General features: G+C 68.9%; 19 protein-coding genes and 3 pseudogenes. 3 read left to right on the top strand and 19 right to left on the bottom strand.

What is annotated here, in order from left to right; genetic code table 11:
- Positions 1 to 310: 310 nt before the first annotated feature.
- Positions 311 to 2,374, top strand: coding sequence for a SpoIIE family protein phosphatase (locus tag ACFYXH_RS36760; protein WP_389572856.1), 2,064 nt, complete (start codon positions 311 to 313; stop codon positions 2,372 to 2,374).
- A 33-nt stretch (positions 2,375 to 2,407) separates the two neighbouring features.
- Here the strand turns inward: ACFYXH_RS36760 and ACFYXH_RS36755 are convergent.
- From ACFYXH_RS36755 to kdpF, 5 genes and pseudogenes are all read right to left on the bottom strand, one after another.
- Positions 2,408 to 2,949, bottom strand: a pseudogene (locus ACFYXH_RS36755) (response regulator); the annotation flags it as partial.
- 114 nt (positions 2,950 to 3,063) lie between these two features.
- Positions 3,064 to 3,738, bottom strand: a complete 675-nt coding sequence (locus tag ACFYXH_RS36750; RefSeq protein WP_389572614.1) for a potassium-transporting ATPase subunit C — start codon at positions 3,736 to 3,738, stop codon at positions 3,064 to 3,066.
- A gap of 5 nt (positions 3,739 to 3,743) precedes the next feature.
- The gene (gene kdpB, locus ACFYXH_RS36745) at positions 3,744 to 5,894 is read right to left on the bottom strand and encodes a potassium-transporting ATPase subunit KdpB (protein ID WP_389572611.1); all 2,151 of its coding nucleotides are present in this window, start codon (positions 5,892 to 5,894) and stop codon (positions 3,744 to 3,746) included.
- Positions 5,891 to 7,570: a potassium-transporting ATPase subunit KdpA gene (gene kdpA / locus ACFYXH_RS36740; RefSeq protein WP_389572608.1), complete on the bottom strand. Its 1,680-nt coding sequence runs from the start codon at positions 7,568 to 7,570 to the stop codon at positions 5,891 to 5,893. The genes kdpB and kdpA overlap by 4 nt, the downstream gene beginning before the upstream one ends.
- Before the next feature lie 8 nt (positions 7,571 to 7,578).
- Positions 7,579 to 7,668 carry a K(+)-transporting ATPase subunit F gene (gene kdpF / locus ACFYXH_RS36735; RefSeq protein ID WP_175264873.1) on the bottom strand — a complete coding sequence of 30 codons (90 nt, stop codon included), beginning with the start codon at positions 7,666 to 7,668 and terminating at the stop codon, positions 7,579 to 7,581.
- Positions 7,669 to 8,118: 450 nt separating this feature from the next.
- On the opposite strand from kdpF, the gene ACFYXH_RS36730 reads away from it, so the two are divergent.
- Together ACFYXH_RS36730 and ACFYXH_RS36725 are read left to right on the top strand one after the other, a co-directional pair.
- Positions 8,119 to 8,325 (top strand): hypothetical protein, encoded by a 207-nt coding sequence (locus tag ACFYXH_RS36730; RefSeq protein ID WP_389572605.1) that lies wholly within the window; start codon positions 8,119 to 8,121, stop codon positions 8,323 to 8,325.
- Positions 8,325 to 8,522, top strand: coding sequence for a hypothetical protein (locus ACFYXH_RS36725; protein ID WP_389572602.1), 198 nt, complete (start codon positions 8,325 to 8,327; stop codon positions 8,520 to 8,522). Before ACFYXH_RS36730 ends, ACFYXH_RS36725 begins: the two co-directional genes overlap by 1 nt.
- Positions 8,523 to 8,599: 77 nt before the next feature.
- Here the strand turns inward: ACFYXH_RS36725 and mmuM are convergent, their stop codons facing one another.
- The 14 genes and pseudogenes from mmuM to ACFYXH_RS36655 all read right to left on the bottom strand — a co-directional run bounded on the left by mmuM (position 8,600) and on the right by ACFYXH_RS36655 (position 19,572).
- Positions 8,600 to 9,523 carry a homocysteine S-methyltransferase gene (mmuM, locus tag ACFYXH_RS36720; RefSeq protein ID WP_389572599.1) on the bottom strand — a complete coding sequence of 308 codons (924 nt, stop codon included), beginning with the start codon at positions 9,521 to 9,523 and terminating at the stop codon, positions 8,600 to 8,602.
- Between the two features lie 34 nt (positions 9,524 to 9,557).
- Entirely contained in the window at positions 9,558 to 10,481 is a 924-nt protein-coding gene (locus ACFYXH_RS36715; RefSeq protein WP_389572596.1) for an LLM class F420-dependent oxidoreductase, read from the bottom strand.
- A 276-nt stretch (positions 10,482 to 10,757) separates the two neighbouring features.
- Positions 10,758 to 11,246, bottom strand: a pseudogene (locus tag ACFYXH_RS36710) (DUF6099 family protein); the annotation flags it as partial.
- Between the two features lie 182 nt (positions 11,247 to 11,428).
- Entirely contained in the window at positions 11,429 to 11,761 is a 333-nt protein-coding gene (locus ACFYXH_RS36705; protein WP_389572593.1) for a nucleotide pyrophosphohydrolase, read from the bottom strand.
- Entirely contained in the window at positions 11,758 to 12,906 is a 1,149-nt protein-coding gene (locus tag ACFYXH_RS36700) for an AAA family ATPase (RefSeq protein ID WP_389572589.1), read from the bottom strand. Before ACFYXH_RS36700 ends, ACFYXH_RS36705 begins: the two co-directional genes overlap by 4 nt.
- 56 nt (positions 12,907 to 12,962) lie before the next feature.
- Positions 12,963 to 13,367, bottom strand: a complete 405-nt coding sequence (locus tag ACFYXH_RS36695; RefSeq protein ID WP_327326594.1) for a cell division protein SepF — start codon at positions 13,365 to 13,367, stop codon at positions 12,963 to 12,965.
- Positions 13,368 to 13,525: 158 nt separating this feature from the next.
- Positions 13,526 to 14,935 (bottom strand): NADP-dependent succinic semialdehyde dehydrogenase, encoded by a 1,410-nt coding sequence (locus ACFYXH_RS36690; protein ID WP_389572584.1) that lies wholly within the window; start codon positions 14,933 to 14,935, stop codon positions 13,526 to 13,528.
- A gap of 199 nt (positions 14,936 to 15,134) precedes the next feature.
- Entirely contained in the window at positions 15,135 to 15,509 is a 375-nt protein-coding gene (locus tag ACFYXH_RS36685; RefSeq protein ID WP_389572582.1) for a hypothetical protein, read from the bottom strand.
- A 90-nt stretch (positions 15,510 to 15,599) separates the two neighbouring features.
- Positions 15,600 to 15,800: a DUF6381 family protein gene (locus tag ACFYXH_RS36680; RefSeq protein ID WP_327326590.1), complete on the bottom strand. Its 201-nt coding sequence runs from the start codon at positions 15,798 to 15,800 to the stop codon at positions 15,600 to 15,602.
- A gap of 99 nt (positions 15,801 to 15,899) precedes the next feature.
- Positions 15,900 to 16,430: a RimK family alpha-L-glutamate ligase gene (locus ACFYXH_RS36675; protein WP_389572854.1), complete on the bottom strand. Its 531-nt coding sequence runs from the start codon at positions 16,428 to 16,430 to the stop codon at positions 15,900 to 15,902.
- A 110-nt stretch (positions 16,431 to 16,540) separates the two neighbouring features.
- Positions 16,541 to 16,747 (bottom strand): annotated as a pseudogene (locus ACFYXH_RS36670) (MFS transporter); the annotation flags it as partial.
- Positions 16,748 to 17,030: 283 nt separating this feature from the next.
- Positions 17,031 to 17,627: a helix-turn-helix domain-containing protein gene (locus tag ACFYXH_RS36665; RefSeq protein ID WP_389572579.1), complete on the bottom strand. Its 597-nt coding sequence runs from the start codon at positions 17,625 to 17,627 to the stop codon at positions 17,031 to 17,033.
- A 195-nt stretch (positions 17,628 to 17,822) separates the two neighbouring features.
- Complete coding sequence (locus tag ACFYXH_RS36660; protein WP_389572575.1) at positions 17,823 to 18,680, bottom strand: SDR family NAD(P)-dependent oxidoreductase; 858 nt, start codon at positions 18,678 to 18,680, stop codon at positions 17,823 to 17,825.
- Between the two features lie 250 nt (positions 18,681 to 18,930).
- Positions 18,931 to 19,572, bottom strand: a complete 642-nt coding sequence (locus ACFYXH_RS36655) for a TetR/AcrR family transcriptional regulator (protein ID WP_385301256.1) — start codon at positions 19,570 to 19,572, stop codon at positions 18,931 to 18,933.
- Between the last annotated feature and the right edge of the window lie 82 nt (positions 19,573 to 19,654).

The raw sequence follows: 19,654 nt of genomic DNA, 5'->3' as shown, positions 1-19,654 counted from the left end.
GGTGCGGCGCAGCCCTGCCGGAGTCGGCGGGACGTGGCCGCCGCCCGCCGGGGCCGGCTGGCCGGTGTCATTGTGCTGTGGTTGCCGAGGTTCCGCAGTGGGCGGGGCAGCTGGTGCGCTCGGCGGTGCCGGCCGACGGCAGGCCGGTGCGAGCCGGGCGGAGATCGGGGCGGGCCTGGGCATCCGTGGTGAGGCGGCCAGGGCGCGTTTCGCTCGGATGCGGGGCTCTGCGCCGGCCGATGCCCGAGGAGGCTGAATGAGCCAGAACCGGGCCGGCCTCCGTGCCGATGCGGGTCCCGGCAGGCAGCTGATGGACGCCGCGTTGGTGGACGTGGTGCGGGAAAGCGGCGCGTCCAGGGGCATGCTGTATGTGCTGCCGCCGGGCGGGAACGCTCTGTGGCTGGCGGCGGTGACGGGGACTCCGCGTGAGATCGCGGCTCCGTGGACGCGGGTGGGGCTGGCCAATCCGATTCCGGTGGCGGACGCCGTGCGGGAGCGGCGCCTCGTCTGGGTCGGCGGCATGGAGGAGATGGCGCGCCGTTACCCGCGATTGTCGCTCGTGCTGCCTTACGACTTTGCGTTGACTGCTGCCCCACTTACTTCCGGCAGCACGGTGTGGGGCGGGCTGGTGATGCTGTGGCCGGGGTCGCATCCGCCGCAGCTGAGCCCCGGCGAGCGTGACGCCATTGACGCAGGCTGTCACCGTCTGGGCCGCATCCTGCGGGAGGTTGCCGATCACGGCGACCTGGTGCCGCAGGACCGGCCGCGGATCCTGGTCCCAGCGCCCGGCCACGCACTGGGACCGACCGAGGAGATGGCTGCGTTCATCGACCGCCTGCCTGGCGGGACCTGTGCGCTGGACCTGAGCGGCCGGATCACCTTCATCACCGCAGAGGCCGCCGACCTCGTCGGAGCCGACGCCGGCGATCTGCTGGGCGCCCGGCCCTGGGAGGCGCTGCCGTGGATGGACGTCCCCGAAGTCGAGGACCGGTACCGGGCTGCGCTGGTCGGCCAGCTGCCCACCGCGTTCACCGCGCTGCGCCCGCCGGATACGTGGCTGTCGTTCGAGCTGTATCCGGACACTTCCGGCATCAGCGTCCGCATCACCCCCAGCAGCCCCGCCGAGGACAGTCCTGCCACCCAGCCCGCGTCGGCTGCCGGGCCGAGCCGCGCCACTGTGCTCTACCACTTGATGCACCTGGCCGCGACGCTCACCGAGGCCGTCGGTGTGAAGGACGTCGTGGACCAGACGGCCGACCAGCTCCTGCCCGCACTCGGGGCGCAGGCCATGGCGTTGATGGCCGCGGAGGAGGGCCGTCTGAAGATCCTCGGCCACCGCGGCTACGACGACGCACTCATGGACCGCTTCGACGCCCTCCCTTTGACGTCGGACATCCCCGCTGCCCGCGTGCTGGCCACCGGCGTCCCGAGCTTCGTCGCCAGTTTCGACGACCTCAAGCGCGCCTACCCTCCGGCCGTGGATGAGGACGGCATGGCGTCCTGGGCCTTTCTGCCGCTGATCGCTTCCGGCCGCACGATCGGCTCCCTCGTCCTCGCCTACGACCGGCCCCAACGTTTCCCGCCCACCGAACGCGCGGTCCTCACCTCACTGGCCGGACTGATCGGTCAGGCCATGGACCGCGCCCGCCTTTACGACACACAGCACAACGTCGCCCACCGTCTCCAGGCCGCCCTGCTGCCCCACACCCTCCCCCACATCCCAGGCCTGAACGTGGCCGCCCGCTACCTGCCCGCCGGACACGGCCTGGAAGTCGGAGGCGACTTCTACGACCTCATCCGCCTCAATGACACCACTGCCGCCGCGGCCATCGGCGACGTCCAGGGCCACAACATCGACGCCGCCGCCCTCATGGGACAAGTCCGCACCGCTGTCCACGCCCACGCCACCATCGGCGCGCCCCCCGGCGACGTCCTCAGCCGGACCAACCGTCTGCTCATCGATCTCGACCCGGGCCTGTTCACCAGCTGCCTCTACGTCCACCTCGACCTGGCCCGGCACGCCGTCTGTCTGGCCAGCGCAGGCCACCCCCGGCCTCTGGTGCGCCACGCCGACGGCCACACCGAAGTCCTGCGCGTTCCTCCCGGCCTTCTGCTCGGCATCGACCCGGAAGCCGACTACCCGGCGCTGGAGCTCCCCCTGCCGCCCGGCTGCGTGCTCCTCCTCTACACCGACGGACTCATCGAAGAACCCGGAGTCGACCCCGACGACGCCATCGCCGCGCTCGCCGGACTCCTCGAACACGCAGACGCCGGCAACCTCGATGCCATGGCCGACACCCTGATCCGGCACGCCCCCGCCCCCGTCGACGACATCGCCCTGCTCCTCATCAGCCTCCAACAGACCCTCGAATGACCAGGCACCACCGCCCCCTGCCGGCGATCAACGTTCTTGCAGTAGTTGCTTCTGGCCGACGAGTCGCCCGCGATTGCGGATCAGCACTTCCAGCAGGTGCCACTCGGTCGAGGTGAGGCGGACGTCGCGCCCGCCGCGCTTGACCTTCTTCGCCACCAAGTCGACGGTGAAGTCCTTCGTCGTGACCATCACAGAATCGTCGACGGACGCCGCCGCCATTCTTCGGCGGGATGCTGCCCGTAGCCGGGCCAGTAGCTCGTCCATGCTGAAGGGCTTGGTTACGTAGTCGTCAGCGCCCGCGTCGAGGGCCTCGACCTTCTCGTCCGAAGTCTGGCGGGCGGATACCACCACGATCGGCACCCGGGTCCAGCCGCGAAGCCCCTTGATCACGTCCACGCCGTCCATGTCGGGCAGGCCGAGGTCCAGCAGGACGACGTCCGGTCGGCGCGCCGCGGCCAGCCGAAGGGCGGTTCCTCCGTCGGGCGCGGAGTCACCTCGTATTTGCGTGCCTTGAGATTGATCTCGAGAGCCCGGACGAGCTGCGGCTCGTCCTCCACCACCAGCACCCGGGTCATTGGCGTGCCGCCTTTCTGTCGTACCCGAGGAGCGTGTCGTCATGAACTGGGGCGGGAGTCCGAGGACCGAAGAGATACCTCGGTCGCCGGACTCCCGCCGCCGGCATAAGACGATCACTTCTCGGTGAGTGCCTTGAGTGCGATGTTGAGCTGGAGGACGTTCACCGTCGGCTCGCCCATGAAGCCGAGGATCCGGCCGTCGGTGTTGTCCTTGACGAGCTTGTCCACCTGGGCCACGGAGAGGTGGTTCTTCTCGGCGACGCGGTGGATCTGGAGCTTGGCGTACTCGGGGGAGATGGCCGGGTCCAGGCCGGAGCCGGAGGAGGTGACGGCGTCGGCCGGCACATCCGACGGCTTGACCTTGTAGGTCGCGGTGGAGTTGTCCTTGACGACGGCGGCCTTGGCGTCGGTGACCCACTTGATCAGCTCTGGGTTGTCGCCGGAGCGGTTGGTCGCGCCGGAGAGGATGAGCTTGTACTGGGTGTTGACGCTGTTGGAGCCCAGGCCGTTGGAGGGGCGCGGCTGGAACCACTTCAGGTCCGCAACCGCCGCCTCCTCCGGGTCGTTGGGGTCCTTCTTCGGCAGGTTGTAGGTCTGGCCGATGAGGTCGGAGCCGACGACCTTGCCGTCCGCCTTGATCTCGGAGCCGTTGGCCTTGTCGTTGAAGAGGGCCTGGGCCACCCCGGTGATGGCGAGCGGGTAGACGACGCCACAGACCAGGGTCAGGACGAGGAGGGCACGGAGCGCCGCCCCGACCAGCCGTGCCGTGCTGCTGACAGAGTTGTTCATGGTCGTCACCCGATGCCAGGGATGAGGGAGATGAGCAGGTCGATGAGCTTGATGCCGATGAACGGGGCGATCAGGCCGCCGAGGCCGTAGATCCCCAGGTTGCGGCGGAGCATCTTGTCCGCGCTGGTCGGCTTGTACTGCACGCCCTTCAGGGCGAGCGGCACCAGCGCGATGATGATCAGCGCGTTGAAGATGACGGCGGACAGGATCGCCGACTCCGGGGAGGACAGGTTCATGATGTTGAGCTTGTCCAGGCCCGGGTAGACCACCGCGAACATCGCCGGGATGATCGCGAAGTACTTCGCGACGTCGTTGGCGATCGAGAACGTCGTCAACGCACCCCGGGTGATGAGCAGCTGCTTGCCGATCTCGACGATCTCGATCAGCTTGGTCGGGTTGGAGTCCAGGTCCACCATGTTCCCGGCCTCCTTGGCGGCCGAGGTACCGGTGTTCATGGCCACACCGACGTCCGCCTGTGCGAGAGCAGGGGCGTCGTTGGTGCCGTCACCCGTCATCGCGACGAGCTTGCCACCGGCCTGCTCCCGCTTGATCAGCGCCATCTTGTCCTCGGGAGTCGCCTCCGCGAGGAAGTCGTCCACCCCGGCCTCATCCGCGATCGCCTTCGCGGTCAGCGGGTTGTCACCCGTGATCATCACGGTCTTGATGCCCATACGGCGCAGCTCGTCGAACCGCTCCCGCATGCCCTCCTTGACGACGTCCTTGAGATGGATGACACCCAGCACGCGGGCACCGTCGGCATCCTCGACCGCGACCAGCAGCGGGGTGCCACCGGCCTGCGAGATCTTGTTGGCGATCGCGTCGGCGTCGGCGGCGACCCGGCCGTTCTTCTCCTGGACCCAGGAGATCACGGAAGCCGTCGCGCCCTTGCGGACCTTGCGCCCGGCACCGTCCTCGACGAGGTCGACGCCGGACATCCGGGTCTGGGCCGTGAAGGGCTCCCACTCGGCATCGATCAGCTCGCCCTGTTGCCGCTCGCGCAGGCCGTACTTCTCCTTGGCGAGGACCACGATCGAGCGGCCCTCCGGGGTCTCGTCGGCCAGCGAGGACAGCTGGGCGGCGTCGGCGACCTGCGCCGCGGTGACACCGCTCACCGCTACGAACTCGGCGGCCTGCCGGTTGCCGAGGGTGATGGTGCCGGTCTTGTCGAGCAGCAGCGTGGAAACATCACCGGCGGCCTCGACCGCACGCCCCGACATCGCGAGTACGTTGCGCTGCACCAGGCGGTCCATGCCCGCGATGCCGATTGCGGAGAGCAGTGCGCCGATGGTGGTCGGGATGAGGCAGACCAGCAGGGCGGTCAGCACGATCATGGTCTGCTCGGCGCCCGCGTACTTGGCGAACGGCTGCAGCGTGACGACGGCGAGCAGGAAGACGATGGTGAGGGACGCGAGCAGGATGTTGAGCGCGATCTCGTTGGGCGTCTTCTGCCGGGCAGCACCCTCGACCAGGGCGATCATCCGGTCGATGAACGTCTCGCCCGGCTTCGTCGTGATCTTGATGACGATCCGGTCGGAGAGCACCTTCGTACCACCGGTGACCGCTGATCGGTCGCCGCCCGACTCGCGGATGACCGGGGCCGATTCACCGGTGATGGCCGACTCGTCGACCGACGCCACGCCCTCGACGACGTCACCGTCGCCGGGGATGATGTCGCCGGCCTCGCAGACCACCAGGTCACCGATGCGCAGCTCGGTGCCGGGCACCCGTTCCTCGGTCTTCCCGATGAGCCTCCGCGCGACCGTGTCGGTCTTGGCCTTGCGCAGGGTGTCGGCCTGCGCCTTGCCGCGGCCCTCGGCGACCGCCTCCGCCAGATTGGCGAAGATCGTGGTCAGCCAGAGCCAGACCGCGATCGCCCAGCCGAACCAGTCGGTCGGGTCCTTGATCGCGAAGATCGTCGTCAGCACGGAACCGACCAGGACGACGAACATGACCGGAGATTTGATCATGACGCGCGGGTCGAGCTTGCGGACGGCGTCCGGGAAGGACTTGATCAACTGCTTGGGGTCGAACAACCCCCCGCCGACGCGGGTGGTGTCGTGCTTGTGCCCGGTGGGCACATCCGAGTGCGGTGCGCGGGTCGGAGTGGCGGTGGACATGGAGCCGGGCTCCTCGAGCTTCTTCGTTTCGGGGGTCATGACGCCAGCCCTTCGGCGAGCGGCCCCAGCGCCAGGGCCGGGAAGTAGGTCAGACCGGTGATGATCAGGATCGTGCCGACCAGGAGGCCGGTGAAGAGCGGCTTGTTGGTCCGCAGGGTGCCGACCGTCTCCGGGACGGGCTTCTGCTCGGCGAGCGAACCGGCCAGCGCCAGGACGAACACCATCGGCAGGAACCGGCCGAGCAGCATCGCCAGACCGATCGTGGTGTTGAACCACTGCGTGTCCGCGTTCAGGCCCGCGAAGGCCGAGCCGTTGTTGTTGCCGGCCGAGGTGTACGCGTAGAGGGTCTCGGAGAACCCGTGCGCACCGGAGTTGGTCATCGAGTGCACCGGGGTGGGAAGGGCCATCGCCGCGGCGGTGAAGCAGAGCACCAGCGCCGGCGTGATGAGGATGTAGCAGGCCGCCAGCTTGATCTCGCGGGTGCCGATCTTCTTGCCGAGGTACTCGGGCGTACGGCCCACCATCAGGCCCGCGATGAACACCGCGATGATCGCCATGATCAGCATGCCGTAGAGGCCCGAGCCGGTACCACCGGGCGCGATCTCGCCCAGCTGCATCCCCAGCATCGTGATACCGCCACCGAATCCGGTGAAGGAGGAGTGGAAGCTGTCCACCGCTCCCGTCGAGGTCAGGGTCGTGGACACCGCGAAGATCGACGAGGCGCCGATGCCGAAGCGGGTCTCCTTGCCCTCCATGGCACCGCCCGCGATCTGGAACGCGGTGCCCTTGCCCGCGTACTCGGTCCACCACATCAGGAGGATGAAACCGACCCAGATGACGGCCATGGTGGCGAGGATTGCGTAGCCCTGCTTGATGCTGCCGACCATCTTCCCGAAAGTGCGGGTCAGCGCGAACGGGATCAGCAGGATCAGGAAGATCTGGAAGAGGTTGGTGAAGGCGTTCGGGTTCTCGAAGGGGTGGGCCGAGTTGGCGTTGAAGTAACCCCCTCCATTGGTGCCGACCTCCTTGATGACCTCCTGTGAGGCGACCGCGCCGCCGTTCCACTGCTGCGAGCCGCCCACGCTGTGCTGATTCAAGAATTGGCCGACCTCGTGGATCCCGGCGAAGTTCTGGATCGCGCCGCACGCGACCAGCACGATCGCGCCGATCACCGAGATCGGGATCAGGATCCGGACGGTGCCGCGCACCAGGTCCGCCCAGAAGTTGCCCAGCTCACCGGTGCGGGAGCGGGCGAAGCCCCGCACCAGCGCGACGGCGACGGCGATACCCACCGCGGCGGAGACGAAGTTCTGCACCGCCAGACCGCCGGTCTGCACGACGTGGCCCATGGCCTGCTCGCCGTAGTACGACTGCCAGTTGGTGTTCGACACGAACGACGCGGCGGTGTTGAACGCCTGGTCCGGGTCGATCGAGGAGAAACCCAGTGAGCCGGGCAGACTGCCCTGCAGCCGCTGCAGCAGATAGAGGAACAGGACACTGACCGCGGAGAAGGCGAGCACACCGCGGAGATAGGCGGGCCAGCGCATCTCGGCATTCGGATTGGCGCCGATGGCTTTGTATATCCACTTCTCGACCCGCAGGTGCTTGGTCGAGGAGTAGACGCGGGCCATGTAATCGCCGAGCGGACGGTACGACAGCGCGAGCGCGGCGATCAGCGCGAGCAGCTGGAGCACAGCGGCGAGGAAGGGGCTCATATCGGGGCTCAGAACCTCTCCGGGTACACAAGGGCGAGGACGAGGTAGCCCAGCAGGGCGACGGCCACGACGAGACCGACGATGTTCTCGGCAGTCACAGCTTTGCCACCCCCTTGGCGATGAGAGCCACCAGCGCGAAGACCGCGAGCGTGGTGACGACGAAGGCCACGTCGGCCATCGTGAACTCCTGGAAGAGATTCGGAAATGTTCGGGCGTCTAGAGGAAAGCGTCTTTCCGAGCGGACACACGAGCCGTTGACGGGTCTCTTACGGCCATTGGCACACCTTTGATGGCGCTCTAACGCCCACCCTTCCGGCCTGTGAAAATGCCGATGGGAGTACTCCGTTCGACGGGGTCCGACCCACTGACGACAGCGCTTTCCAGTCACCGCGGAGCGTCTGTACGGTGCGGCTGGACGACCGTCATGAGGATGTCCATCCCGCCGTGTCCAGCGCTCCGGTCTTGTCGGCTCGGCCAGCGTCACGGCGACCAGCCGCGCCTGGAGGGGAGGGACGGCGGGCCCGGTTGAAGCATGAACCGGCCGTGTAGTGGCCGCCTGCGAAGGCCCGGAACTCAATCTCGCCGTCCGGCCGGGTGGCCCGGACGAGCTGCGCGGTCTCGTGGATCCGGGCGAAATGCCCGGCGTCGGTCACCGTGATCACCTGCAGTCGCCGGGCGCGGGCCGCCAGCTGCGACACGACAAGGCCCACGATCAGCAGCAGGACGGCCGTCTCGATGTCGTCGGCGTCGTTTGATGGTGAACGTCTGGTACGGCCGGGTGAGGAAGAAGTCGAACCAGGCGGCGGACGACAGCGCCGCGACGGCTCCGGCTGGCGGAGAGGAGGTAGCAGCTTTCGTCGGCGTACGCGTCGTAGGCGATGGCGCGGGCCCGGGACAGCGCGACGACGGAGTCGAAGGCGTCACGCCGGGCGCCTCGCAGGTGCTCGGATGAGGCGGAGAGCGCCTGGCCGCCCAGCGCGAACGCCAGGAAGGCGCAGAGCGTATTGGCACGGCAGTTCCACCGGATCCTCAACCCGGCCGTTCACCACCCGCAGAGGTCGCGAGTGCCGCGAGCTCCTCGATCTGTCCCGGTCCCACTCGGCAGCAGCCGCCGACCAGCCGGGCCCCGGACGCCAGCCAGTCCCGCACCCTCGCCGGGTCGTAGGTGACTCCGCCGCGCCACGCCCCCTGGGCAGCGTCCCACCGCTCTCCACTGTTCGGGTAGACGACCACCGGCTTGCCCGTCACCGCCGCCGCGAGCTCCACCGCACGGTCCGCGTCACCCGGCTCGCAGCAGTTCACCCCGACGGCGATCACCTGCTCCCGGCCGGCGGCGAGAGCGAAGGCCGCCATGAGCTCCTGGCCTGCCCGGGTCCGCTCGCCGACGATGCTGTACGAGAGCCAGACCGGCACCCCGCACCCCTCGACCGCCCGCAGCAGCGCCTCCGCCTCGTCCGTGTCCGGCACCGTCTCCAGGGCGAGCACATCGGGGCCCGCCGCCGCCAGGGCCTCGATCCTCGGCCGGTGGAAGCGCTCCAGCTCCGGCACGGACAGCCCGTACCGGCCCCGGTACTCGCTGCCGTCCGCGAGCATCGCGCCGTACGGCCCCACCGAGGCCGCGACCCACACCTCCCGCTGAGCCGCGTCACCCGCACTCCGCGCCAGATCCACGCTGCGGGCGAGCAGCTCCGCGGCCTGCTCCCGCGCCACGCCTCTGCGCGCGAAGCCCTCGAAGGTGGCCTGGTAGCTGGAGGTGATGAGGACCTGGGCGCCCGCTCGTACATACGCCGTGTGGGCCGCTTCGATCTGCCGTGGATCGTCGGCCAGCAGCCGCGCCGACCAGAGGTCGTCGGACAGATCGCAGCCCTGTGCCTCCAGCTGGTTGGACAGCCCGCCGTCGAGGACGACGACCGCTTCGGCGAGCGCGGCGGCGAGGGTACGGCCGGGTTTCACGAGAACTCCCGGGTGTGCTCGGGTCGGCGGCGGCTCAGCCCAGCTGGGACTGGACCTGCGACGAGATCAGCTCAAGATGGTCGAGGTCATCGAGGTCCAGCACCTGGAGATAGACCCGGGACGAACCGATCGCGCCATACCGCCCGATCTTGTCGACAACTTCGGCGGGCGAGCCGGCCAGCCCGTTCGCCTTCAGCTCGTCCACCTCCCGTCCGATGACCGCCGCTCGGCGTGCCACCTCCGCGTCGTCCTTGCCCACGCAGACGACCAAGGCGTTGGAGTACACCAGGTCGTCCGCCCCGCGCCCCGCCACCTTGGCTGCGGCGCGGACCCGGCCGAACTGCCGCTCGCTGTCCGCGATGGAGGCAAATGGAATGTTGAACTCGTCGGCGTACTGCGCGGCCAGCCGTGGGGTGCGGCTCGCCCCGTGCCCGCCGATCAGCACCGGCACCTTCCCCCGGGCGGGCTTGGGCAGCGCGGGCGAGTCGGCCAGCTGATAGTGCGCGCCCTCGTACGAGAAGGTCTTGCCGACCTCTGTGGCCCACAGTCCCGTGATGATGGCCAGCTGCTCCTCCAGCCGCCCGAACTTCTCCTTCGGGAACGGAATGCCGTACGCCTTGTGCTCCTCCTCGAACCAGCCTGCGCCCAGGCCCAGTTCCACCCGGCCGCCCGACATCTGGTCGACCTGCGCGACCTGGATGGCCAGCACGCCCGGCAGCCGGAACGTCCCGGCGGTCATCAGCGTGCCGAGGCGGATCCGCTTGGTCTCACGTGCCAGCCCGGCCAGGGTGATCCAGGCGTCGGTCGGCCCGGGCAGTCCGTCGGCGGAGCCCATGCGCAGGTAGTGGTCGGAGCGGAAGAAGGCGTCGAACCCGAGGTCCTCGGTGGCCTTGGCAACGGTCAGCAGGGTGTCGTAGCTCGCCCCTTGCTGGGGCTCGGTGAAGATTCGAAGATCCATGCATCCATCCTGCACCTTCGGCCGTCAACCCCACCGTCCCTGCCATGCCCCCACCGGCTCGCTCGGGTGAAAACCGTCAACCCGGCGGCCCGCAGGAAGCCATACCCGAGGTCACGACGGCCCCGCCGCCGAGTCCACCGCATCCATCTCATCCGCTTCCTCCACCGAGTCGGACAAAGAAGGCGAAGAAGGGGAAGAAGGCGAGGAGCGCGGGGGAAGCAATCGAGGCGGCGCGGGAGGAGGCGAGGGAGGCGAGTCCGACATCGTGTCCCGCGCAGCCACCGGCCCGGCTCTGCCCCGGATGGTGTCGGGCGGTCTCTCCGAATCCCGCACCGCGAGCCTGCGCAGCATTCCCCGCACCCGGTCGCTCGACTCGTCAGCGGCGTCTATCGCCTCGATGCACTGCCAGTACAGCCCCTCCTCGTCGGTGGCGCACGCGACCCCGACCAGGGCGATCCCCACATCGCCCAACAGCACTCCCAGCCCGATCAATGTCCGCCGCGCGTCCACCACCTCGGACAGCTGCGCGGCACGGACCCCGCCGCTGCGCACCATCGGATGGTCGAGCACCCCGCACCCTCGACCACCGATCTCGCTGAGCCCGCGCGCCTCGCTTCTCAGCTCCAGTGGCCCGTACAGCGCCAGCCGGCTGCCGATCGCCTGGGCGAGGGCTTGTGCCTGCCAGGCCTCGGCGACGATGTCCGGCACCGCCCGGCTCTGCGCCAAGGCGTGCCGACTGAGCCCGATCAGCCGTTCCGCGTCCATGTGTACGCCACCCCCGTTCGTACGACTTTCTGCCCACTCAGTTCATTACCCAGAGTGAAGGTCGTTGAGCCTGAAAGCCAGGGGAATTCGGAAATCTGTGGACACCAAGACCGTTGTGGATAACTCAACAACTCCATAGAGTGACGAAGGTCTGCGTGGAGGGGCGGCGAACCGGTCGAAAATCACTTCGCCGGGAAGCGAATCTCATTCCGGTCGATCTTGTCGGAGAGCGCCGCCAGTGCGTCGATCCCGAGCACCTCGCAGAACTGCAGCAGATACGCGAGCACATCCGCGACCTCGTCCCGCACCCGGTGCGCCGCCCCCTCCTTCTCCATCACTCGCGCCGACTGCTCGGGCGTCAACCACTGGAAGATCTCCACCAGTTCGGACGACTCGACGCTCAGCGCCACCGCCAGGTTCTTCGGGGTGTGGTACGGCTGCCAGTCCCGCGCCGCCGCGAACTCGGCCAGCCTGCGCTGCAACCCCGCCACATCCAGTCCGTCTTCTCTCGTCACGGCACCAGGTCTACCACCGTCACACCGTCCACCCCGCGCGCATACGACGCATCGGCGACCGCCCCCACCAGCCGGATGTGCCCGCGCGCGCACATCTCCGCGCCCAGCGACAGCAGTTCGCGCGACTGCCGCGGGTCCAGGCAGCGGTCGAAGCCGTCCGCCAGAACGGTGAGCGACTGGTACGCCGCCGGTACCTCGGCCGCCTGGTCCATGGCCAGCACCCCCGGCCCGGTGAGCAGTACCAGCGCCAGCGCCAGATACCTCAACTCGCCCTCGCCGAGCCGCCCCACGGGCGTCGCTCCCCGCGCACCGCTCCGGCCGAGCAGCGCCCGTACCGTCCCGTCGCCGAGCTCTTCGACGGCCAGATCCGCGACGTCGCCCGCGCATCCCACCCGCGCCGCCGCGGCCAGCCGGGCATGCCGTTTGGCGCACTGGCTCCGGGTGCGGTGCAGCACCTCCGCCAGGTTGTCGCAGCCGCGCCGCAGCCTCCCGTCCCCCGCCGCCACCGGCTCGCGCATCCGCTGCGGCTGCGGGTCACAGGCGAAGACCGACCGCAGTGCCACGACGACCTGCTCGGCAGCAGCGAGGACTTGTAACTGGCCTTGCGTCTTGCCGGCCACGCGCAGCGGCAGCAGCGCCGTGCCGAGCCGGTCGTCCGGCAGCGGGGCCCGCGTCACGGTCGCGGCGCCCGCCGTGTGCCAGGCAGCTTGCACCGAGGACCGTCCGGGATCGCGCAGCGCGGTGGTCAGCAGGGTGCGCCCGCCGCTGGTCAGCCGCTCGCCCACCACGCGCAGTTCGGGTTCCGCCTGTACTGCGAGATCGAGCTGTACGGGACCGGCCGGGCCGTCGACCGTGCAGCCGATCCGAAATCCCCGTCGGCCCTGCCCGTCGGCCTCCGCCCACTCCGGCACACAGGCCGCGGGTTCCGGGAAGGCCGTTTCGAGTTCGTCGCCCGCGCCGAGCCGCGCCAGCGCCTCGTACATCTGCAGGACGCTCGACTTACCGCTGCCGCTCGCGCCCGCGAAGAGGGTCAGCGGGCCGAGGGGCAGGACCACGCCCCGGTGCGATTTGAAGGCGGAGAGCCGCAGTTCGGTGACTGTGGGGCGGGTGCAGTTCGCGCCGTTGAGCAGCGTGGTTACGTCCATGAGCGGGACGGTACGCAGCACGAAATGCGCCGAACCGTTCCGCCTCGATGACCTTCCTACGAACGGGGGACGGCGGCCGCGATCCCCTCGACCTCCGTGCCGACCGGGGCGAGCAGAAAGACATTCCGGTCGACCCGGTGCATCCCGCTGCCAAGACCGAAGACGACACCACTGCTGAAGTCCAGGATGCGCTTGGCCACTTCGGTTTCGGCGCCGGTGAGGTCCAGCAGTACCGGGATCTGGGCAACGAGGTACTCGGCGACCTCGCGCGCGTCGGCGAAGACCTGCACCCGCAGCACGACAAAACGACGCTGCTCGGCGGCCGCGTAGTCCTGCGGGATCGTGTTGTGGTCGACCCGCGAAGGCCACTCGTTACGACTGCGCAACGGGACGACCTGCGCCAGCCCCTCCCACTGTTCGTCGGTGACGTCGTACCTCTCGTACCTACTCATGCGCCCCATCCTCGCCCCACTCACCCGTTCGGCCCAACAGCGACACGGGTGAGTGGGCCGCGGATCGGCTTGTTCGAATCGTCGCGAACAGCCCCGGCGATCCGTCCGGACGCGAACTCGGCCGCATGTCCGGGCGAGAGGTCCGCGGGGTCAGCTGCGTCGTCCGATCAGCTGTTGTCGTCCGGCTCGGCGCCGTGCCACACCGTGGTGGCATTGCAGAACTCCTGGATACCGTGCCTCGACAGCTCCCTGCCGAAGCCGGAGCGCTTGACGCCACCGAAGGGCAGCGCGGGGTGGGAGGCCGTCATTCCGTTGAAGAAGACGCCCCCGGCGGCCATGTCGCTTACGAACCGCTCCACTTCCCCTTCGTCGCGGGTCCACACATTGGAACTCAGTCCGAAGGGAGTGTCGTTGGCGATGGCCAACGCCTCGTCGAGGCCGGCCGCGCGGTAGACCGTGGCCACCGGGCCGAAGGCCTCTTCGTGGTGGATCCGCATGCCGACGGAAATGTCGGTGAGGACGGTGGGCTCGTAGTACCAGCCCCGGTCCAGCTTCTCGGGACGCTTGGCTCCGCACCGTGCCGTCGCGCCGAGGCTCAGGGCGTCGTCGACCAGCGCTTCGAGATCCGTACGGCCCTGTTCGCTGGCGAGCGGGCCGACATCGGTGGACTCCTGCATCGGGTCGCCGACGGTCAACTCCCGCATTCCTGCGGTGAAACGCTCGCAGAAGTCTTCGTACACGTCGGCGTGGACGATGAAGCGCTTGGCCGCGATGCAGGACTGGCCGTTGTTCTGCACCCGGGCTGTCACCGCAGTCCGGGCCGCCCGTTCGACATCGGCCGACGGCATCACGACGAAGGGGTCGCTGCCGCCGAGCTCCAGTACGGTCTTCTTCACCTCGTCGCCGGCGATGGCGGCGACGGAGCGCCCGGCCGGCTCGCTGCCGGTGAGTGTCGCGGCGGCCACCCTGGGGTCGCGCAGGATGTTCTCGACCGCGCCGGATCCCACGAGCAGCGTTTGGAAACACCCCTCCGGGAAGCCGGCCCGGCGGAAGAGGTCCTCCAGGTACAGAGCGGTCTGCGGCACGTTCGAAGCGTGCTTGAGCAGACCGACGTTGCCGGCCATGAGCGCGGGGGCCGCGAACCGTACGACCTGCCAGAGCGGGAAGTTCCACGGCATCACGGCCAGGACAACGCCGAGCGGACGGTAGCGGACGCTGGCGCGGGAAGCACCGGAGTCCTTCAGGTCGGCGGCCGAAGGATGCTCGTCGGCGAGGAGTTCCTCGGCGTGCGCGGCGTACCAGCGCATCGCCTTCGCGCACTTCGCCGCCTCCGCGCGGGCGGCCACGATCGTCTTGCCCATCTCGGTGGTCATGGTGCGGGCGATGTCCTGCTGGTCCTGTTCCAGAAGGTCCGCGGCGCGGTTGAGCAACTCCGTCCGCCGGCTGAACTCCGTGGTGCGGTGCTGCCCGAAGGCGGTCACGGCGAGCGCCAGGCGCCGTTCGATCTCCTCAGCTCCGAGCGCGTCGAACGTCCTGAGCGTCTCTCCGGTGGCGGGATTCACCGTGGCGATGGGCATGGAGCTGTCCTCCTCGAGCTCGGTCTTTCGACACTTGCGCGGTACGGACGGTCTGGCAACGCAGAGCGCCCGGGTGTCGGCCGGACATCCGGGCCGGCCGCATTGGCGGACGCCGGGCCGGACGATCGGCTTCCCGGCCGCACTGGCGGACTCTCCGCAATGGCGGCTTCCGGGCCGGCCTGGTGCCTCCTGGACCGGACTAGCGGATTCCGCTCTCGAGTCGGAACTGGACGTCTTTCTCCTGATCGCCGGCGGCCATTCCCTCCACCTGCACGACGAACGCGGCTGCCAGCGTCTCGCCCAGCCGGTCCACCCCCCAGTAGGTGCCCTGCGCACCGACTACGCACGGTGCTGTCAACTGCACAGGTGCGGCCGGGGCGTGCGTGGGGCCCACCTCGAACGTCGAGGTCCACACGGTGGTGTGCGGGTGGGACGTGTACTGCGGTGCATCGTCATCGGCGCGGTCCGAGGTGAAGGACTGCGCCAGCACGCGGAAGACGGTGTCGGCGTCCTCCTTCGAGCAATCGCTGAGCGTAACGACGACCGGTGTCGATTCCTGCTGATCGCTACTCACGGTCATTCCTGCCTTTCCGTACCTTGCCTGCCGATGGCCTCCAGTCCGCACGGCGGACTGGAGGCCATGGGCCTGTGATGGCCAGGTGCTTCACGCAGGCGGGGACTGCTCCTGCCCACCCATCGAGCCCATCGAGCCCTCTTGCTGGCTCTGCTCCTTCAGTCGACGCGCCTTCTCCTGCAGCTTCTGACGCTCCTGCGGGTCAGTCGCGCGCTCCGCAGCTTCGGACAGCTGCTGCGCCTTGTCGCGCATCTGCTGCGCTCGACCTCGGGATTCGCCTGCAACGCTCATTGTCACTCCTTGACAGTAGGGAGAGCGGGCTCAACCAGCGAACCAGGACCTCGTCACCCCCGCACGTCGAACGGTGACTGTCCGCTATCGCCCCAGGTCTTATGACAGCTTTCCTGCAGTGCGCAGGGCGGCCGGCACCGTGTTGACGGCCTCGGACGACTGGTCCTCGCCCGTGACGCGCCGGTGACAGTTCAGTCCGCCAGGGTTCTCCATGTTGATCTCGATCACATACGGGAAGGCGAGGTCGACGCCCACGTAGAAGATGCCGTGATCCATCATGCGCTTGCCGAGCCGGCGCACGAACTCACGTTCACCGGGGGTGAGTTGCAGCACCTCGTAGCGTGCTCCCACAGTGGCGTTGGCCCGGTTGTCGTTCTCGCGGCGGAAGCGGAGAAGTCGGACACCGGGGGTGTCTCCCGCGAGGATCACACGCTTCTCATTGGTGCGTACGTTGGGAATGTACTCCTGGACCGCAGTGTGGCGTTTGGCCATTCCGATGATCTCGCGCCCATAACTGACGTACCGCGACGTTGCGTTGCCCGTGGCGGAACTCAGCAGCGCGGAACGGCTGCGGTCCTTCTCGTTCGCGACATCGACATCCGCGCCGCAACCGCCGTTGGTCGGCTTGATGTGGAATGCCGTTCACGCGCCCGGCGCTTCTGGTTCTTCCAGGTTCTCCACAAGCCAGGCCTCGGCCTCGAGGAGACGCTCCTCCACTTGGGCAGTGTCGGCGCCGCTCACGAGCCCACCGACACGCCCAGCAGAGCCAGTCCGAGGGCGCCGGCCGAGGCGTCGACCTGCTCCTTGATGGCGGGGATGCGGACGACCCATCCCGCGAACACGAAACCGTCGAGGGCGAAGAAGAGGCTGAGCGCCCGGCGCAGCCGGGTCACGGTCGTCGGGGTGGTGGCCGGACCGCGCCGTCCGGTGTCCGTGAGCTGATCCATGGGGTTCACCGTTTCCGTGAGGAGTTTCGGCGGCGGGAAGCGGGGTCTCGACGGGCGGGTTCGGACTCTTTACCGCTGACACTCCCCTGTGCAATAAAAAGTACTGTAGAGCAGAATATCGCTCAGAGCGAGAGGGGTCCGCCCTCCTGTCCCGAGGGCCCGCATTCGTTTCCCGAGGCGTCCGCCCTCCCGCGCTCGCGCCCGGACAGCGAGAAGCCCCACGGACGTACATCCGTGGGGCCGTCGAAGCCGGGAGACGAGAGAGCCGGACCGAGCCGGCGAGTCAGTAGAGGCTGGAGAACAGGATCCCGACCAGCTGGGCCGGCTCGTCGGTGTCGTTTCGGAAGCTGTGCGGGTGGCCCGCCGACCACTGGACGCAGTCCCCGGCGCCCAGCACATGATCCAGCCCGTTGTAGCGGGCCACGAGGGTGCCCCTGGTCACCATGATGAGGTCGGAGCCCTCGTGCTGAAGGTCTTCGGCGAGTCCGCTGTGCGGCTCGAAGTCCCCGGTGACCACCTGGTATCCGAGCTCCGGGGAGCGCAGCACCCGGTAGACCACGCCCGGTGCGCGGTCCAGTACTTCCTGCTCCTCCCTGGGGAAGAGCGAGGGGGTCGCCCGGCCCCGCGAGAAACCCAGGAACGAGCCGACATCATGGTCGAACACCTTGGCCAGGCGGCCGAGCCGCTCCAGCGCGATGTCGGTCTCACCCCGCTCCAGAGCGGCCAGGAAGGAGACGGACAGGCCGCACTCCGCCGCCACTTGACGGAGCGACATTCCCTTGTGCGTGCGGAGCCGATGCAGCACTTCGCCGGGTGGCGGGAAACCAAGTTCCGGATCCCGCGAGGCGGTGGTAGGCGTGGAGGGGTCCGGCTCTGTCATGCCACGCATCCTAAAGGCCGCCGCCCGCGCCTTCGGCGTGGCTCCATGCGGCTCACCCCTGCCCGAGGAGCCCCGACTGTGCGATGAGGACTCCCGAAAGCGGCTGGCCCCGAGTTCCTGGTAGATCTCGGCGACATGGGTACGGCAGGTCCGCACGCTCAGTCCGACGCGGCGGGGCGCACTGTTCCGGGCGCGCTATTCCGGGCGCGAGGTGCGCGGTTCGACGTGGAAGTCGAACGCGACGGTGCCGGGGTCGACGGCCGTCACACCGCCGTCCACCGTGAGCACCGCTCCGTTGACGAAGGAAGCGGCGGGAGAGAGGAGCCACGCGATGGCCTCGGCGACCTCGCGCGGCTCGCCGGGGCGGCGCGCGGGAAGGAGCCGGGTCGCCATCTCGTACGCCGCATCGATGCCGCGCTCGCCCGCATCGGTGCCGCCCTCCCCCGCGTCGCCACCGACCAGGCCCGCCTCGTCGGCGAAACGTGCCATCCGCCGGTCGGCCATATCGGTGCGCACCCAGCTCGGGCACACGGTGTTGGCCCGTACGCCACGCGGCCCATAGTCGACGGCCAGGGATCGGCAGAGTTGGAGCAGAGCGGCCTTGGACGTCGCGTACGCGGCGTTGCCCACGCCGTTGCGCAGCGCGGACACCGAGGCGACGGCGACGACCGAGCCCCGTGTCTCCAGCAAGTGCGGGAGCGCGGCGCGCTGCAGAAGGAACGGACCGGTGAGGTTGGTACGCATCACGGTCTCCCAGTCCTCGACCGACAGCTCACCCACACCGCCGCCCCGCCCGATTCCCGCGTTGAGCACGAGCCCGTCGAGCCGGCCGTACGCGGCCACCGCGGCGTCCACGAGACCGCGCACGGCGTCGGGGTCACCGATGTCGGCCGGGTGGGCCAGAGCTCCGGTCTCCTCCGCGAGGCGATGCAGCGGATCGGGTCGCCGCCCCGAGACGACCACGTGGTGCCCACTCGCGCGCAGCAGCCGGGCGGTGGCGGCACCGATACCCGTTCCTCCGCCGGTGATGATGACAACGCGCTTGTCCGCCATGCCTGTTGGCCTTCCACGTGGTCCGTACGGTCTCCATGATCGTATGCGCGCCCGCTTCTCAACCGGTCATCGCGGCTGCCCTCCCCGGGCCACCCGGTACGGGCGGCAGTGCCAGTCCATGACCGACCAGGGCAGGGCGAGGTCGGCGAGATCGTCGCGTCACGACGTGCGTCGGTTTCCGGAACCGCCCGACCCTTTGCACACCGGGCCGGATCGGGCGAGCCCGGGGGCCGGCCCCGGGCGTCACCGGCTATGGATGACCTGTCGCACGACCCTGGTCAGGATCCACGAGGGTACGCAGATGGCGGTGGAGAATCGCGCGCGCGGCATCGGGCGCCACCTGATCGGGATGGAGCACTCCGCCGAGGGTCAGACCGTCCAGGAGCGCGGCCAGCCGCTGGGTCTCCAGTGCGATGTCGAGATCACCTGGGACACCACCGGACCGCTGGGCCTCGTGCAGCACGCGCGCGATCAGCTCGCGTGCCTCCTCATACATGCGGCGTGCGCAGGGCCGGAATTCCGGGCGGGTGCGCGCAGCGGTGATGAACGCCAGCCAGAGCACCGCCTCTTCACGACGGGTCTCGTCGAGGGGAAGGAATTCGGCGAACAGCTCCTCGGTGCGGGTACGGCGGTCGATGCTCGCGCCCGGGTCGAGGAGCTGCTCGGCATGGCTGCGGATCCGGCCGTCGATGCGCCGCCGCAGCTCCTCCATCGTAAAAATCATCAACTCGGTCTGGCTGGCGAAGTAGTGCCTCACAGAACCGATGGCCAGCCCGGCCTCCTGGGCGACGTTACGCAGTGAGGCGCTTTCCAGACCTTCCCTGCCCACGATGCGGAGAACGGCCTGCGCGACATCTTGGCGCCGGGTTTCGGCTACGACGACTCTTGGCATGTTGCTGTTATAGCACGGGCGCGCTAAATTAACTTCACGCCCTGCGGGGGCACGGACAGGCCGGGAACAAAGGGGTGCAGTG

The organism is Streptomyces sp. NPDC002730 (genome assembly GCF_042888805.1).
GTDB lineage: Bacteria > Actinomycetota > Actinomycetes > Streptomycetales > Streptomycetaceae > Streptomyces.
This window is presented reverse-complemented; position numbering and strand designations above follow the sequence as displayed.

Coding starts and splice junctions, on each gene's coding strand:
- ACFYXH_RS36655 (WP_385301256.1), bottom strand. CDS start 19,572: ATGCCAAGAGTCGTCGTAGCCGAAACCCGGCGCCAAGATGTCGCGCAG.
- ACFYXH_RS36695 (WP_327326594.1), bottom strand. CDS start 13,367: ATGGGGCGCATGAGTAGGTACGAGAGGTACGACGTCACCGACGAACAG.
- ACFYXH_RS36660 (WP_389572575.1), bottom strand. CDS start 18,680: ATGGCGGACAAGCGCGTTGTCATCATCACCGGCGGAGGAACGGGTATC.
- ACFYXH_RS36715 (WP_389572596.1), bottom strand. CDS start 10,481: ATGGATCTTCGAATCTTCACCGAGCCCCAGCAAGGGGCGAGCTACGAC.
- ACFYXH_RS36680 (WP_327326590.1), bottom strand. CDS start 15,800: ATGAGCGTTGCAGGCGAATCCCGAGGTCGAGCGCAGCAGATGCGCGAC.
- ACFYXH_RS36725 (WP_389572602.1), top strand. CDS start 8,325: ATGGTGAACGTCTGGTACGGCCGGGTGAGGAAGAAGTCGAACCAGGCG.
- ACFYXH_RS36665 (WP_389572579.1), bottom strand. CDS start 17,627: ATGACAGAGCCGGACCCCTCCACGCCTACCACCGCCTCGCGGGATCCG.
- ACFYXH_RS36750 (WP_389572614.1), bottom strand. CDS start 3,738: ATGAACAACTCTGTCAGCAGCACGGCACGGCTGGTCGGGGCGGCGCTC.
- kdpA (WP_389572608.1), bottom strand. CDS start 7,570: ATGAGCCCCTTCCTCGCCGCTGTGCTCCAGCTGCTCGCGCTGATCGCC.
- ACFYXH_RS36760 (WP_389572856.1), top strand. CDS start 311: ATGGACGCCGCGTTGGTGGACGTGGTGCGGGAAAGCGGCGCGTCCAGG.
- ACFYXH_RS36690 (WP_389572584.1), bottom strand. CDS start 14,935: ATGCCCATCGCCACGGTGAATCCCGCCACCGGAGAGACGCTCAGGACG.
- ACFYXH_RS36700 (WP_389572589.1), bottom strand. CDS start 12,906: ATGGACGTAACCACGCTGCTCAACGGCGCGAACTGCACCCGCCCCACA.
- kdpB (WP_389572611.1), bottom strand. CDS start 5,894: ATGACCCCCGAAACGAAGAAGCTCGAGGAGCCCGGCTCCATGTCCACC.